The sequence below is a fragment of the Streptomyces sp. NPDC005496 genome, from assembly GCF_042872045.1.
In the GTDB taxonomy this organism is placed as follows: domain Bacteria; phylum Actinomycetota; class Actinomycetes; order Streptomycetales; family Streptomycetaceae; genus Streptomyces.
Genome location: NZ_JBIAJQ010000018.1, coordinates 1 through 13,628, shown reverse-complemented (window position 1 = coordinate 13,628; position 13,628 = coordinate 1). Strand labels below are relative to the sequence as shown.

14 protein-coding genes are annotated in these 13,628 nt (G+C 72.7%); 4 read left to right on the top strand and 10 right to left on the bottom strand.

Annotation, left to right across the window (positions count from 1 at the left end):
- Positions 1-64 precede the first annotated feature (64 nt).
- Both ACFYQQ_RS37920 and ACFYQQ_RS37915 read right to left on the bottom strand, forming a co-directional pair.
- Positions 65-250 carry a hypothetical protein gene (locus ACFYQQ_RS37920; RefSeq protein ID WP_355795109.1) on the bottom strand — a complete coding sequence of 62 codons (186 nt, stop codon included), beginning with the start codon at positions 248-250 and terminating at the stop codon, positions 65-67.
- A 125-nt stretch (positions 251-375) separates the two neighbouring features.
- On the bottom strand, positions 376-1,071 hold the full coding sequence (locus ACFYQQ_RS37915) for a L,D-transpeptidase (protein WP_355795107.1): 696 nt from the start codon (positions 1,069-1,071) through the stop codon (positions 376-378).
- Between the two features lie 195 nt (positions 1,072-1,266).
- Here ACFYQQ_RS37915 and ACFYQQ_RS37910 point away from each other — a divergent pair, with 195 nt between their 5' ends.
- The gene (locus ACFYQQ_RS37910) at positions 1,267-2,667 is read left to right on the top strand and encodes a pyridoxal phosphate-dependent decarboxylase family protein (protein WP_388907071.1); all 1,401 of its coding nucleotides are present in this window, start codon (positions 1,267-1,269) and stop codon (positions 2,665-2,667) included.
- A gap of 45 nt (positions 2,668-2,712) precedes the next feature.
- On the opposite strand, the gene ACFYQQ_RS37905 is transcribed toward ACFYQQ_RS37910, so the two are convergent.
- The 4 genes from ACFYQQ_RS37905 to ACFYQQ_RS37890 all read right to left on the bottom strand — a co-directional run bounded on the left by ACFYQQ_RS37905 (position 2,713) and on the right by ACFYQQ_RS37890 (position 6,432).
- On the bottom strand, positions 2,713-3,510 hold the full coding sequence (locus ACFYQQ_RS37905) for an SDR family NAD(P)-dependent oxidoreductase (RefSeq protein WP_356239652.1): 798 nt from the start codon (positions 3,508-3,510) through the stop codon (positions 2,713-2,715).
- A gap of 67 nt (positions 3,511-3,577) precedes the next feature.
- A complete protein-coding gene (locus tag ACFYQQ_RS37900) occupies positions 3,578-4,492 on the bottom strand; it encodes an SDR family oxidoreductase (RefSeq protein WP_356175733.1) in 915 nt (304 codons plus the stop codon).
- Between the two features lie 222 nt (positions 4,493-4,714).
- Positions 4,715-5,347, bottom strand: a complete 633-nt coding sequence (locus tag ACFYQQ_RS37895; RefSeq protein WP_356175730.1) for an MBL fold metallo-hydrolase — start codon at positions 5,345-5,347, stop codon at positions 4,715-4,717.
- Positions 5,347-6,432: an S-(hydroxymethyl)mycothiol dehydrogenase gene (locus tag ACFYQQ_RS37890; RefSeq protein WP_356175728.1), complete on the bottom strand. Its 1,086-nt coding sequence runs from the start codon at positions 6,430-6,432 to the stop codon at positions 5,347-5,349. The genes ACFYQQ_RS37895 and ACFYQQ_RS37890 overlap by 1 nt, the downstream gene beginning before the upstream one ends.
- Positions 6,433-6,759: 327 nt before the next feature.
- Between ACFYQQ_RS37890 and ACFYQQ_RS37885 the strand changes: the two genes are divergently transcribed.
- Positions 6,760-8,514: an ABC transporter ATP-binding protein gene (locus ACFYQQ_RS37885; protein ID WP_355794199.1), complete on the top strand. Its 1,755-nt coding sequence runs from the start codon at positions 6,760-6,762 to the stop codon at positions 8,512-8,514.
- A gap of 26 nt (positions 8,515-8,540) precedes the next feature.
- Here the strand turns inward: ACFYQQ_RS37885 and ACFYQQ_RS37880 are convergent, their stop codons facing one another.
- The gene (locus ACFYQQ_RS37880) at positions 8,541-10,001 is read right to left on the bottom strand and encodes an aldehyde dehydrogenase family protein (RefSeq protein ID WP_388907065.1); all 1,461 of its coding nucleotides are present in this window, start codon (positions 9,999-10,001) and stop codon (positions 8,541-8,543) included.
- Between the two features lie 207 nt (positions 10,002-10,208).
- The gene (locus tag ACFYQQ_RS37875; RefSeq protein WP_355786009.1) at positions 10,209-10,505 is read right to left on the bottom strand and encodes a hypothetical protein; all 297 of its coding nucleotides are present in this window, start codon (positions 10,503-10,505) and stop codon (positions 10,209-10,211) included.
- A 172-nt stretch (positions 10,506-10,677) separates the two neighbouring features.
- On the opposite strand from ACFYQQ_RS37875, the gene ACFYQQ_RS37870 reads away from it, so the two are divergent.
- Positions 10,678-11,043 (top strand): nuclear transport factor 2 family protein, encoded by a 366-nt coding sequence (locus ACFYQQ_RS37870; protein ID WP_356175720.1) that lies wholly within the window; start codon positions 10,678-10,680, stop codon positions 11,041-11,043.
- A gap of 260 nt (positions 11,044-11,303) precedes the next feature.
- Here ACFYQQ_RS37870 and ACFYQQ_RS37865 read toward each other — a convergent pair whose 3' ends face one another.
- On the bottom strand, positions 11,304-12,284 hold the full coding sequence (locus tag ACFYQQ_RS37865) for a CU044_5270 family protein (RefSeq protein ID WP_356239638.1): 981 nt from the start codon (positions 12,282-12,284) through the stop codon (positions 11,304-11,306).
- Complete coding sequence (locus ACFYQQ_RS37860; protein ID WP_356175714.1) at positions 12,277-12,858, bottom strand: RNA polymerase sigma factor; 582 nt, start codon at positions 12,856-12,858, stop codon at positions 12,277-12,279. Before ACFYQQ_RS37860 ends, ACFYQQ_RS37865 begins: the two co-directional genes overlap by 8 nt.
- A 105-nt stretch (positions 12,859-12,963) precedes the next feature.
- On the opposite strand from ACFYQQ_RS37860, the gene ACFYQQ_RS37855 reads away from it, so the two are divergent.
- The coding region (locus ACFYQQ_RS37855) for a cbb3-type cytochrome c oxidase subunit I (RefSeq protein WP_388907060.1) at positions 12,964-13,628 on the top strand (665 nt) is incomplete at its 3' end.

The window sequence follows — 13,628 nt, the reverse complement described above, 5'->3', positions numbered from 1 at the left end:
GATCACCGGCGACGGCGGCCGCCCCGGAGGCGGAGGGTGGTGGATCGGTCGGTGGGAGACGCGCTCACGCCACCTGCGTGGAGCGCGGGGCGGCCGCTGCCCACTCCAGGACGAGCCGCTGGTACTCCCGCCGCTCGTCCATGGTCAGCGTCCCGCCCGTCCGGAACCACAGAGCCCGGATCTCCTCGTTGACCTCGGCGGCAGAGCGCGCCGAAGTGGATTCAGGAGTAGTGGACATGGTGTGAAGCATACGGCTCCGGGCGTGAAGGCGATGTGAGTAAAGACGCATCTTCGGGCATATCGGACCGTGAAGCTGATCACTCCTGTTCATGTGTGAGCGAACGGGCGGGAGCCCGCCGCTCACACGACGAGGGATCAGGTACCGGGCTTCCGGCCGTACACGAACACGTCGTCACCGGTCTTCAGCAGCGACCAGTACTTCTTCGCGGTGGTCGTGGTCATGTTCACGCAGCCGTGCGAGCCCGGCGGGTTCCACATGCTGACGCCCACCGAGTGGAAGGCCTGACCGCCGTCGAAGAACTGGCTGTAGGGCATCGGCACGTTGTAGATGCTCGACACGTGGTCGATGTGCCGCCAGTAGATCTTCTTCAGGCCGGTGCGGGTCTCGTACCCGTCACGACCCGTACGCACCGGCACCGGGCCGTAGACGAGCGTGCTGCCGTCCTGGATCCAGCTCAGCTGGAGCGTGAGGTTCACGCAGGCGATACGGCCCTTGTTCACCGGGCACGCCCCGCTCCTGTTGGGGTTGCTCCCGACGGCCTTCTGCTTGTTCATGAGATCCATCACGCCCCAGGTGACGGATCCCGCGTAGCCGATGTTCGGGCTGATGCCGTGCTTGGTCTGGAAGGCCTGCGTCGCCTGACAGTCGGCGCTGGACTGCCTGCCGTCCACCGGGCGTCCGAGGAACTTCTCGACCTGCTTCTGGTACGGCCCGGTCTGCGTCGTACAGCTCGCGGCGCTCGCCGGAGCGGCGCCGATCGCGAGCGAGAGCGGCGCGATCAGTCCGGCGACGCCGAGTGCGACGGCTCCCCGTCTGCGGATGTCCCCCATGGCAGGCCCTTCCCCTTCATACGGTCTTGCGGTCTCTTGCACTCTTGGACAGGCGATCGGGGGAATCGGTTGTAGGCATCCCGCACCCTGCGACGGAACGGTGACATTACGCCCCGCCCCCGGCCGGAGCAAAGGGGGCCACCTGTCCCGGATTGGCCCCGGAACCCGCCGGGCAGGACTGCCTAGGCTGCGGTCATGCATCCCGTACTGGCGCAGGACCTGGCCCGGTTCCCCGCACTGCTGCAGTCCGCCCGCGATGTCGCCGCCCGGGAGATCGGCGGCCTCGCCGACCGACCGGCCGCCCAGCCCGGGAAGGCGCCGGACGCCGAGCGCCTCCCGGCCGGGGGTGCCGGAGCCGACGGCGCGCTGGCCCGCTTCACCGAGCGGTGGGCGCCCGGCTTCTCCGGCTCCGCGGGGCCGCGCTACCTCGGCTTCGTCACCGGGGGCGCGACCCCGGCGAGCCTCGCCGGGGACTGGCTGACCGGGACGTACGACCAGAACGTGTCCGGCGCCGCCGGCTCCTCCGCGGCCGCCCTGGAGCACGAGACGCTCGGCTGGCTGCGCGAGCTGTTCGGGCTGGGCGAGGAGCACAGCGGGGCCTTCGTGACCGGCGCCACCGTGTCCAACACGGTCGGTCTGGCCGTCGCCCGCGAATGGCTCGGCGAGCGGCTCGGGGTCTGCGTGTCCCGCGAGGGGGCGGCGGCGCTCGGCCCCGTCGACGTGCTGTCGGGCAGCCCGCACTCCAGCATCGCCAAGGCCCTGTCCGTCCTCGGCATCGGCCGCGACCGGCTGCGCACGGTCCCGGTGCTCGCCGGGAACCGCGAGGCCGTCGACGTCGGACGGCTGGCCGAGGCGCTCGACGCCCTCGACGGCCGGCCCGCCGTGGTGGTGGCCAACGCCGGGACGGTCAACACGGTCGACTTCGACGACCTGCGGGCCGTCGCCGCCCTCCGCGAGCGCTACGACTTCTGGCTGCACGTGGACGCGGCGTTCGGCGCCTTCGCCGCGCTGTCCCCCGAGCACGCGCACCTCACCGACGGACTCGACGCGGCCGACTCGGTCTGCGTGGACCTGCACAAGTGGCTGAACGTGCCCTACGAGGCCGCCGTCCAGTTCACCCGCCGCCAGGACCTCCAGGTCAAGGTCTTCCACAACGCCTCGCCCTACCTGGGACTTCCGGCCGAGGACCCCGACTTCCTGCATCTGACACCGGAGAACTCGCGGCGCCTGCGCGCGCTGCCGGCCTGGTTCTCGCTCATGGCCTACGGGCGGGACGGGCACCGCGAGATCGTCGAGCGCAACATCGCGCTGGCCCGGCGCCTCGGTGAACGCGTCGAGGGCGTACCGGAGTTGCGGCTGCTCGCACCCGTCCGGCTCAACGTCGTCTGCTTCACCCTCGCCGGGGGTCCGACGCGGGAGCGGGTGCACGCCCTGGCCCGCGAGGTCGCCGCGTCGGGCGAGACGTTCCTGACGCCGACGGTGTACGGCGAGACGCACGCGCTGCGCGCCGCGTTCAGCAACTGGCGTACGTCCGAGGCCGACACGGACCGGGTGCTGGACGCCCTGGTGCGGGCCGCGCAGTCCCTCGCGCCGTGAGTCCCGCCCGCACGGCGCGCGCGGGACCGGCTCGCTCGCGGCCCCTCAGTCCGTACGGTGCTGCCGGACGGACCGCCGGAAACCGGTGTTGACCGCCGTCAGCCCGCCGTCCACGCACAGCGTCGTGCCGGTGATCCAGGCGGCGTCCGCCGAGGCGAGGAAGGCCACGGCGGCGGCGATGTCCTCGGGCTCCCCCACCCGGCCCAGCGGGTAGAGCTCCCTCGCCAGCTCCAGGTCGTCGTCCCGGCCCTCCCAGGCGGTGGTGCGGACCGTGCCCGGCACCACCAGGTTCACGCGCACCCCGCGTGGGGCCGCGTGACCGGCGAGGGTGCGGGTCAGGGAGCCCAGGCCGGCCTTGGCCGCGCTGTAGGCGTGGTTGCCGAAGTCCTGGAGGCCGTTGACGGAGCCGATGCTGACGACCGCCCCGCGGCCACCGGCGACCAGGTGCGGCAGCGCGGCGCGGCAGCAGCGGTAGGCGCCGGTCAGCGTGAGGTCGAGGTCGCGCGCCCAGACCTCGTCGGACTCGTCCTCGAACAGCCGCTCGTCCGGTGTGCATCCGTACGCGTTGTTGACCAGCACGTCCAGCGAACCGAACGCCTCCACCGCGTACGCCACGGCGCGCTCCACGGAGTCACGGTCGGACACGTCGCACCTGAACGCCTCGGCCCGGCCGCCCCCTTCACGGATGGACGCGGCCGTCTTCTGCGCGGCGGCCGCGTCCACGTCGGTGACGAGGACCCCGGCACCCTCGTCGGCCAGTCGCCGGGCGGTGGCCGCGCCGATGCCCCGGGCCGCGCCCGTGATGAGAACCCCGTACCCCTCGAAACGCGTCATCGCAGTCATACGGGCGACCGTACTGGCCCGGAGATCACCGCGACAGCTCCTCAACGGCGTTCCGTACGGCCCCTGTTCAGCGGTAACCGGTCGCGTCGGCCCGCTTGCCCGGGTCCTGCACCTCGACCATGTAGCGCCAGGCGTCCGGGCGGCTGCCGTCGAGATCGGTGAAGCCGTAGGTCTTCGCGAGGCCGCCGCTGGAGAGCGACGCCCCGTTCCAGCGGGCCCGCTCGGGGTCCGCCGCCAGCGCGGCCACCGCCCGGCCGACGTAGAACGGCGTCTCGGAGATGCAGAAGTGCGGCACGTTCTCCAGCGCGTCGCGCCAGTTGTCCTCGCTCACCCCGAAGTGCTCCAGCATCATCTCCGAGCGCAGCCAGCCCGGAGTCAGGGCGACTGCGGTCGCACCGCGCGGGCCCAGCTCGTGGCCGAGGGCGAACGCCATGCGCAGGACCGAGGACTTGGCGAGGTCGTAGAAGAAGGAGACGCGGTAGTTGGCGCGGTTGTACTCGGCGGTCCCGTCCGTCATCTCGACCACCACGCCGCCGGGGTGGCGCAGCAGCAGCGGCAGGGCGTGATGACTGGTGATCGCGTGCGTCTCGACGCCGAGCCGCAGCAGCCGCAGCCCCTTGTCGAGGTCGTGCTCCCAGACGGGGGTGTCCCACTCGAAGAGCAGCTCCCCGCCCCACACGTCGTTCACGAGTACGTCGAGCCGGCCCTGCTCCTCCGCGATGCGGTCCACGAGCGCGCGGACCTCGGACGGCACGAGGTGGTCGGTGGGTACGGCGATGCCCGTGCCGCCCGCCGCGGTCACCAGGTCCGCCGTGTCCTCGATGGTCTCGGGCCGGCCGTACTCCGAGCGATGCTCGCGGGTGCTGCGCCCGGTGACGTAGACGACCGCTCCCGCCGCGCCCAGCTCGACGGCGATGCCCCGTCCCGCGCCCCGGGTCGCCCCCGCGACCAGTGCGACCCTGCCGTCCAGCGTTCCTGGCATCTTCCGACCTCCGTGTGCGTGTCCCTCACCTTGACCGACGAGGTGCCGTCGGCCGGTGTGGTCATGAGGGTGTCGTGGAAGCCGGACATCCTCTGTCGTCTTTTCCCGGGGACTTCCGGGTCCGGGCCGTCGCGCCGGGCGGTCCCGTGACGGGCGGGGGTGCACGGTCCGGAGGGTGCGGGGCCCGGGGTGCGGGCCCCGCGTCCGGGGGCGCGGGGGCCGTCAGTGGCCGCGCGCGATCCATTCGTCCAGGTGGGGTGCCTCGGCGCCGACGGTGGTCGTCTCTCCGTGTCCCGTGCGCACCACCGTGTCCGCCGGCAGGCCGAGGAGGCGCTCGCGGATCGACTCCACGATCGTCGGGAAGTGCGAGTAGGAGCGGCCGGTGGCTCCCGGGCCGCCCTGGAAGAGGGTGTCACCGGTGAAGACACTGCCGAGGCCGGGGGCGTACAGGCAGACCGCGCCCGGGGCGTGGCCCGGGGTGTGCATGACGGTCAGGTCCGTGCCTGCCGCCTCGATGACCTGGCCGTCGGCCAGCCAGGCGTCGGGCAGCCGGCCGGGGTGGGTCAGTTTCCACAGGGGCAGGTCGTCGGGGTGCAGCCAGATCGTGGCACCGGTCCGCTCGGCGAGCGCGGGCGCCGCGTCGATGTGGTCGTCGTGCGCGTGGGTGCACACGATGGCCCTCAGCGTGCGGTCGCCCACCGCCTCGGCGATGGCGTCGGCGTCGTGGGCGGCGTCGATGACGATCGCCTCGTGGTCGTCGCCGATGATCCAGACGTTGTTGTCCACCTCCCAGGTGCCGCCGTCGAGCGAGAAGGTGCCGGAGGTGACGAGGTGGTCGATACGGGCGTGCGTCATCAGAAGACCACCACCGAACGCAGGACGTCGCCCTGGTGCATTCGCTCGAAGGCCTTCTCCACGTCGTCGAGCGCGATCGTCTCGGAGACGAACGCGCCCAGGTCCAGGCGGCCTTGGAGGTGCAGGTCGATCAGCATCGGGAAGTCGCGGGAGGGCAGGCAGTCGCCGTACCAGGAGGACTTGAGGGAACCGCCGCGCCCGAACACGTCCAGCAGCGGCAGTTCGAGCTTCATCTCCGGGGTGGGCACGCCGACCAGCACGACCGTGCCGGCGAGATCGCGGGCGTAGAAGGCCTGCCGGTAGGTCTCGGGGCGGCCGACGGCCTCGATGACGACGTCGGCGCCGAAGCCGCCGGTCAGTTCGCGGATCGCCTCGACGGGGTCGCTCTCACGGGAGTTGACCGTGTGCGTGGCGCCGAGCTCGCGGGCGGTGGTCAGCTTGCGGTCGTCGATGTCGACGGCGATGATCTTCGCCGCGCCGGCCAGCCGGGACCCGGCGATCGCCGCGTCGCCGACGCCGCCGCAGCCGATGACGGCGACCGAGTCCCCGCGTCCGACGTTCCCGGTGTTGATCGCGGCCCCGATGCCCGCCATGACGCCGCAGCCGAGGAGTCCGGCGACCGCGGGCGACACCGCCGGGTCGACCTTGGTGCACTGTCCCGCGGCGACGAGGGTCTTCTCGGCGAAGGCGCCGATGCCGAGGGCCGGCGACAGTTCCGTGCCGTCCGTGAGGGTCATCCTCTGGGTGGCGTTGTGCGTGTCGAAGCAGTACCAGGGCCGCCCGCGCCGACAGGCACGGCACTGCCCGCACACGGCACGCCAGTTGAGGATCACGAAGTCGCCGGGCGCGACGTCCGTGACGTCCGGTCCGACCGACTCGACGACGCCCGCGGCCTCGTGGCCGAGCAGGAAGGGGAAGTCGTCGTTGATGCCGCCCTGCTTGTAGTGCAGGTCGGTGTGGCACACCCCGCAGGCCTGGATCCGCACCACGGCCTCGCCGGGCCCCGGATCGGGCACGACGATGGTCTCGACGCGCACCGGCTCGTCCTTGCCCGGTGCGATCACGCCGCGTACTTCCTGCGCCATGTGTGGAACCTTCCCTTCGGTGGACGTTCTGTCAGCCGACCCTACGGGGTGACCGGTGGGTAGCGGGCCAGGTGAGAGGGCGGCCCCGGAAAAGACCCCGGGGCAGGTCCGGGCCGGCTCGTGAACCCCGAGCGCGGCCACGCGCCGGTGCCCCACGGCGCCGTGCCGGTGATGCCGTGGGGCGCGGGCGGCGTGACGCCCGTCCCGACGGCCGCGGGCCGGCCCCGGCGATCTCGCGGGCGATCCGTGAATCCCCTGGTCCCGCCCCTCGCCGGGGACACGGGGACGTAGCCTGAGTGTTCCGCCCCGACTCCCACGAGGAGCGCCGTGACCATCGCTGACACCGAAGCGGCCACGCCCGCCTGGCGGTTGCTGTTCGGGTACGTACGGCCGCACCGGTGGGCACTGCTGGCGGGCGCGCTGCTCGCGCTCGGCACCGGGGCCACGGGGCTGGTCCTGCCGCTGGTGGCACGGCGACTCATCGACGACCTCTCGCACGACCGCTCCATCACCGGCGCCCTGCTCGGCCTGTCGGTGCTGGTGGTCGCCAACGCGACGGTGGGCGCCCTCGGTTCGTACGTCCTGCGGCGCACCGCGGAGTCCGTGGTGCTCGGCGCCCGGCGCACCCTGTCCTCGTACCTGCTGCGGCTGCGGATACCCGCGGTCGACCGCAGCGAGCCGGGCGACCTGATGGCCCGCATCACCTCGGACACGACGCTGCTGCGGGAGGTCACCACCGACTCGCTCGTCGGACTCGGCACCGGCGGGCTGACCCTGGCCGCGACCGTCGCGATGATGGGCTTCGTCGACCCGGTGCTGCTGGGCGTCACCCTCGCGGTGATCCTCGGCGCGGGCACCGTGCTCGGTGTGATCGTGCCGCGCATCAATCGGGCGAGCCGCCGGGCGCAGGACGCGGTCGGCGTGATGGGCGCCTCGCTGGAGCGGGTCCTCGGCGCGCTGCGCACGGTGAAGGCGTCCGGCGCCGAGCAGCGTGAGGAGCGGGCCGTGCACGCGGCGGCGCAGGAGTCGTGGCGCCAGAGCGTGAGCGCGGCCAAGTGGTCGGCGGCCGCGGGCAACACGGCGGGCCTCGCGATGCAGATCGCGTTCATCACCGTGCTCGCGGTGGGCGGTGCCCGGGTCGCGACGGGCGCCATCGACGTCGGCACGCTGGTCGCGTTCCTCCTCTACGTCTTCTATCTGATGTCGCCGATCCAGCAGGTCGTCGGCGCCGTCACGCAGTACCAGACCGGCGCGGCGGCGCTCGCCCGGATCGAGGAGGCGCTGAGCCTGCCGGCAGAACCGGTCTCCCTGCCCGCGCCGTTGCCCTCCCCCGGCGCGGAACCGGCCGCGCTCGCCTTCGAGGACGTGCGCTTCCGGTACGCCGACGATCTGCCGTACGTCCACCACGGTGTGACGTTCGCCGTCCCGGCGCGGGGCATGACCGCCTTCGTCGGGCCGTCCGGCGCGGGCAAGACGACCGTGTTCTCGCTCATCGAGCGCTTCTACGAGCCGGAGGCGGGGGTGATCAGCGTCGACGGGCGCCCGCTGGAGGACTGGGAGCTGCCCAGGCTGCGGGCCGCCATCGGCTACGTCGAGCAGGACGCCCCGGTCCTGTCGGGCACGATGCGCGACAACCTGCTGCTGGGGAACCCGGAGGCGGACGAGGCGGAGCTGGACCGGGTCGTGAAGACCACCCGCCTCGACGGTCTGCTCGAACGGCTGCCGCGCGGCCTGGAGACGCTCGTCGGCCACCGCGGCACCCGGCTCTCCGGGGGCGAGCGCCAGCGCGTCGCCATCGCCCGCGCCCTGCTGCGCCGCCCCCGTCTGCTGCTCCTGGACGAGGCCACCTCGCAACTGGACGCCGTGAACGAGGCGGCGCTGCGCGACACGGTCGCCGACGTGTCCCGGACGACGACGGTCCTGGTGGTCGCGCACCGGCTGTCCACGGTGACGATGGCGGACCGCATCGTCGTGATGGACGCGGGCCGCGTGCGCGCGGTGGGCACCCACCGTGAACTCGTCGCGCGGGACCCGCTCTACGCCGAACTGGCGGCCACGCAGTTCCTCGCGACCTCGGGCTGACCCGTGCACCGGACGGTGACGGACCATCAGAAGGGGTAGTGGGCCTGCTGGGTGGCGATGGTCATCCAGCGCGTGCTGGAGAATGCCTCGACGCCCCAGCGCCCGCCGAACCGCCCGTAACCGGAGGCCTTGACGCCGCCGAAGGGCGCGTGCGGCTCGTCGGCGACGGACTGGTCGTTGATGTGCACGATGCCGGTACGGATGCGGCGGGCGACGGCGAGTCCGTGCGTGGCGTTCTCGGTGATGACCCCGCAGGTCAGCCCGTTGTCGGTGTCGTTGGCGACGGCCACGGCGCTGTCGTCGTCGGCGAAGGTCTCCACGACGCAGACCGGTCCGAACGCCTCCGCGTAGTACAGCTCCGCGTCCTTCGGGACGCCGGTGAGCACGGTCGCGGGGTGCACCGCGCCGTCCGGCTCGCCGCCTCCGGTGAGGACGGTGGCGCCCTTGGCCACGGCGTCCTCGACGAGCGCGGTGACTCGCCGGGCGGCGGAGGCGGTGACCAGCGGGCCGACGACGGTGTGCGGGTGGCCGGGGTCGCCGGCCCGGAGCGAGGCGACCTTCGCGGTGAACTTGCGGGTGAACTCCTCGCCGAGGGACTCGTGGACGAGGATGCGGTCGCCCGACATGCAGATCTGCCCGGAGTTCATGAACACCCCGAAGGTGACGGCGTCGACGGCGTAGTCCACGTCGGCGTCGTCGAGCACGAGCACGGCGTTCTTGCCGCCCAACTCCAGCACCGCGGGCTTGAGATGACTGGCGGCGTGGGTGCCGATGACGCGTCCGACGCCGGTGGAGCCGGTGAAGTTGACCGCGCGCACGCGGGGGTCCGCGATCAGCGCCTCGGCGATCTCGGCCGCGTCCTCACGGTCGTTGGTGATCACGTTCAGCACTCCGTCGGGCAGTCCCGCCTCCCCCAGGACGTCCGCGATCAGCAGCGCGCAGGCGATCGGCGCGTCCTCGCTCGCCTTGACGACGACGGTGTTGCCCGCGGCCAGCGGCGCGGCGACGGCCCGCGTGCCGAGGATGACGGGCGCGTTCCAGGGGGCGAACGCGGCGACGACGCCGAGCGGTTCACGCACCGCGAGTCCCAGCACCCCCTCCTCCTGGGCGCTGAGCACCTCACCGCGCGGGGCGGTGATCGCGGCGGCGGCCTCGCGCAGGATGTTCGCGGCCAGGGCGACGTTGAAGAGCGCCCACGGCCGGGTGCCGCCGGCCTCCCGCGCCATCAGCTCGGCCACCTCGTCACCCCTGGCCTCCAGCAGGCCGGCCGCGTCGAGGAAGATCGTCCGCCGGGCGAAGGGGGCGAGTGCGGCCCACTGCTCGAAGGCGGCGTCGGCGGCGTCCACGGCCCGGGTGACGTCCTCGGGGCCCGCGGCGGCGACCGTCGCGTACACCTCGCCGGTGTAGGGGTCGACGTCCTCGGCGGTGCGGCCCGAGGCGGCGGGGACGTCCTTGCCGCCGATCAGCAGTTCACGGGTGATGGCCATGGCGCGGCTTCCTTCGGTACGTCACTACGGCGGTACGCAACCAGGATGCCCGGAGTCGGCCCGAGCATCGTTGTTCGCAGGGTGAACTTTCGTTCGTTCAGCTACCCGGATGCTCCGGCCGCGACCGGGGAATGTCAAGGGCCCCCGCCTGAGCGGGGGCCCTTGGAGGACGGTGCCGGACTCCCGGGAGCCGGCGCGTACCCGATGTCAGCCGAGGCCGACGGGGAGCAGCCCGACGGCGGGGGCGACGAGGTCGGTCACCTGGTGCAGCTGTTCGAGGTCGTGCAGTCGGTTGAGGCCCGCGAGCTGGCTGGACACGTGCGGGAGCTGCTCGCGGTGCTCGGCCGGGACGTTGCTCTGGGCGAGCGCGTCGAGCTGCGCGACCGGGCTGATCGGCGCCACGCCCAGGGTGTCGGCACCGAGCGCGTTCGCGGCCGGGGCGGCGAGCCCCGTGGCGCTGACGGCGAGACCAACGGCGGCAACGATGCGTCGTGTTGAGATCATGACCTCAGCAACGGCGCCGGGCCCCGTCCGGACACGGCCGTACGGGGCTCCTCACCCGAGAGGCGCACAGCACGGCCTGCGCTTGCCGACCGCCGCGCGGCGGAGGAGCCTCGAAGGAGAGGCCCTCTCGGCCCGCTCCTCGCCGGGCCGCGGCCCTCGCAAGGAGGTCATCATGGGCACCGCAGCAGGTCCCGCCTTCGACACCGAGGCTCTGCGCCGGGGCATCGAAGGACACAGCGCGGCGGCACTCCTGTCGCTCTACGCGGACGACGCCGAGATACGGGTGGTCGACCGCAACACGCAGCCCAGTCACCCGATGGTCATGCACGGACGGGACAAGATCGGCGAGATGCTCGCCGACGTCTACAGCCGGGACATGACCCACAAGATGGAGCAGTGCGTCGTCCAGGGCGACCACGTCGCCTTCACGGAGTCCTGCGAGTATCCGGACGGGGTGAAGGTGCTGTCCCAGTCGATGATGTCGCTGCGCGACGGGAAGATCGTCGACCACACCTTGCTCCAGGCATGGGACGAGTGACGCGGCGGTGGCCGCAGGCCCACGTCACGTCCCGGGTGACCTGGACCTTCTCGGCGCGAGCGACCATGGGCCAGTCCCGTCCGACGCCGTCCCGGCGGCAGCATGCGGTCCCCTCCACCCGGTGGCCCGCGTCCCTCTTCCTCGTGCGCTCGGTGCTGCGGGTGCTGCGTCCTCGTGCGCGTCGGCGCCGGCTCCCTCCGTGAGGGACCGGGTGCGGCACCGGGCACCGCCGCGCCGCGCGTCACCGGCCCGGCGTCGGGTCAGCGCAGCCAGGCGCTGTACGACATCACGTCGCCCGCCTGGACGCCGTACTCCGGTTCGTCCTCGGTGACGGTGTCCTCAAGGCCCAGGACGGCGCCGGTCGCCGGGTCCAGGATCAGCATCCGGCGCGTGGAGTGCGCCGTGTCGTCGTACACGTATGCCTGCCCCTCGCGTCCGAGGCGGTCGGTCACGGCGCCGAGCGGCCGCAGCCCCTCGGCGTCGGCGAGGATTCGGGCCAGGGCCGCCGACTCCCGGCCGCCCGGGGTCCAGTGGTCCAGCAGCACCGCCACGGCGTCAAGCAGGCCGGGCGTGTCCATGGTGTCGGCGTAGTCGATCTCCTCCAGGTAGGCGCGCAGTCGGCGGACGTCGTGCGGGGGACGCGCGGCGGGCGGGGCGTCGCTCCAGCTGGGCGGGTACGACCGCCGGCTCAGGACGTGACCGTCCTGGACGGTGCGCGGGGTGTCTCCTCCGTCGGTGATCACCGGCCTGCCCGGGTGGCGCGGGTCGGTCGCCACGACGAGTTCGGTGTGACTGCCGTCGGCCTTCCAGCGCACCACGCGCTCCTCGGGGAGGGTGAACGGCGGCCGGCCACCGGGGCCGCCGGTCATCGCGAGGCTCCACGTCTGGACGTGCGTGCCCTGGCGCAGGCGCGGGGACTCGCCCGCGGCGACCGCGCCGTCGGCGATCCGGTCCAGGGGGACGGCGGCGGAACCGGCCTCGACGACCAGCGGGCGGGGGGCGGCGACGGCGGGCGCTGTGGTCGTCCCGGACAGCAGCAGGGTCAGCGCGAGCGCCGCGACGGCGGCGGACGCGGCGAGACCCCAGGCCCAGCGCCGCCCGTGCCGTACGCGTGCCCGGTCGCCGGTCAGCAGGTGGTTCAGGCGGCGTTCGGCCCGGGGGTGGAGGGGCCGGTCGCGGTAGCGGGGGTCGTCGGACGGCACCGGGTCGGCGCGGCGCAGCAGGTCGAGTTCGTCAGCCATGGCCGTGCTCCTTCGTGCTGTCGTGGCCGGGGGTACCGGCGCCCGGCGTCGCGGACGCGCGGGGGCGCCCGGTGTCCCGCATACGGTCGATCTCGGTCCTCAGCCGGCCACGGGCGCGGTGCAGCCGCATCGCGGCGGCCCTGCTCCCGCAGCCGAGGGCGACGGCGATCTCGTCGATGCCGAGTCCCTCCCACGCCGTGAGGCGCAGCACCTCCTGGTCGCCGGGGGCCAGGCGGGCCAGCGCCTCGTGCACCCAGTCGCCGGGCGTCTCGGTGTCGGGGCTGTCCACGATCTGCCGCCGGTGCGCGGTCTCGTGGTGGCCGATGCGGTCGACGAGCCGTCGCCGCCGGCCGTACCCGCGTACGGCGTTGGCCAGGCAGTTGCGGGCGACGCCGTACAGCCAGGGCAGCGGGGTCGCCGGCAGCTCCGCACGCCGGCGCCAGGCGACGGTGAACACCTCCGCCACCACTTCCTCCACCTCGCTCGTCCGGCCGTCCAGTCGCCGCGCAACGTAGCGGCTGACCGCCCAGTAGTGCTCGCGATAGGCAGCGGCGAAGATCTCGTCGTTGCTCATGTCCCTTTGATGTCCGGCAGGCCGGTGATCGTCACACCCGCCGGTGTGACGCTCGTCGCTCACCCCGAGTGTGACGGCCGCGCGGGGTGCGGACACAGGCGGGGCATGGAGAGCAACACTGTGACGACGCCGCCGTCCGCGCCGTCCCCGCCCGTACGCACGCACCGGCCCGGAGCCACCGTGGTGAGGTGGCTGACGACCACCGACCACAAGACGATCGGCTCGCTGTACCTGATCACGTCGTTCGCGTTCTTCTGCATCGGTGGCGTCATGGCGCTGCTGATGCGTGCGGAGCTGGCGCGGCCGGGTCTGCAGATCATGTCGAACGAGCAGTTCAACCAGGCGTTCACGATGCACGGCACGATCATGCTGCTGATGTTCGCGACGCCACTGTTCGCCGGTTTCACCAACTGGATCATGCCGCTGCAGATCGGCGCGCCCGATGTGGCGTTCCCGCGGCTGAACATGTTCGCCTACTGGCTCTACCTGTTCGGCTCGCTGATCGCGGTGGGCGGCTTCCTCACCCCGCAGGGCGCGGCCGACTTCGGCTGGTTCGCCTACAGCCCGCTCTCGGACGCGGTCCGTTCGCCGGGCATCGGCGCCGACATGTGGATCATGGGTCTGGCCTTCTCCGGCTTCGGCACGATCCTCGGCGCGGTCAACTTCATCACCACCATCATCTGCATGCGCGCGCCCGGCATGACGATGTTCCGCATGCCGATCTTCGTCTGGAACGTCCTGCTCACCGCGGTACTGGTGCTGCTGGCCTT

Bases quoted from the DNA above. Each gene is read 5' to 3' on its own strand.
- ACFYQQ_RS37865 (WP_356239638.1), bottom strand. From the start codon at position 12,284: ATGGCTGACGAACTCGACCTGCTGCGCCGCGCCGACCCGGTGCCGTCC.
- ACFYQQ_RS37870 (WP_356175720.1), top strand. From the start codon at position 10,678: ATGGGCACCGCAGCAGGTCCCGCCTTCGACACCGAGGCTCTGCGCCGG.
- ACFYQQ_RS37915 (WP_355795107.1), bottom strand. From the start codon at position 1,071: ATGGGGGACATCCGCAGACGGGGAGCCGTCGCACTCGGCGTCGCCGGA.
- ACFYQQ_RS37900 (WP_356175733.1), bottom strand. From the start codon at position 4,492: ATGCCAGGAACGCTGGACGGCAGGGTCGCACTGGTCGCGGGGGCGACC.
- ACFYQQ_RS37895 (WP_356175730.1), bottom strand. From the start codon at position 5,347: ATGACGCACGCCCGTATCGACCACCTCGTCACCTCCGGCACCTTCTCG.
- ACFYQQ_RS37880 (WP_388907065.1), bottom strand. From the start codon at position 10,001: ATGGCCATCACCCGTGAACTGCTGATCGGCGGCAAGGACGTCCCCGCC.
- ACFYQQ_RS37860 (WP_356175714.1), bottom strand. From the start codon at position 12,858: ATGAGCAACGACGAGATCTTCGCCGCTGCCTATCGCGAGCACTACTGG.
- ACFYQQ_RS37910 (WP_388907071.1), top strand. From the start codon at position 1,267: ATGCATCCCGTACTGGCGCAGGACCTGGCCCGGTTCCCCGCACTGCTG.
- ACFYQQ_RS37905 (WP_356239652.1), bottom strand. From the start codon at position 3,510: ATGACTGCGATGACGCGTTTCGAGGGGTACGGGGTTCTCATCACGGGC.
- ACFYQQ_RS37875 (WP_355786009.1), bottom strand. From the start codon at position 10,505: ATGATCTCAACACGACGCATCGTTGCCGCCGTTGGTCTCGCCGTCAGC.
- ACFYQQ_RS37890 (WP_356175728.1), bottom strand. From the start codon at position 6,432: ATGGCGCAGGAAGTACGCGGCGTGATCGCACCGGGCAAGGACGAGCCG.
- ACFYQQ_RS37920 (WP_355795109.1), bottom strand. From the start codon at position 250: ATGCTTCACACCATGTCCACTACTCCTGAATCCACTTCGGCGCGCTCT.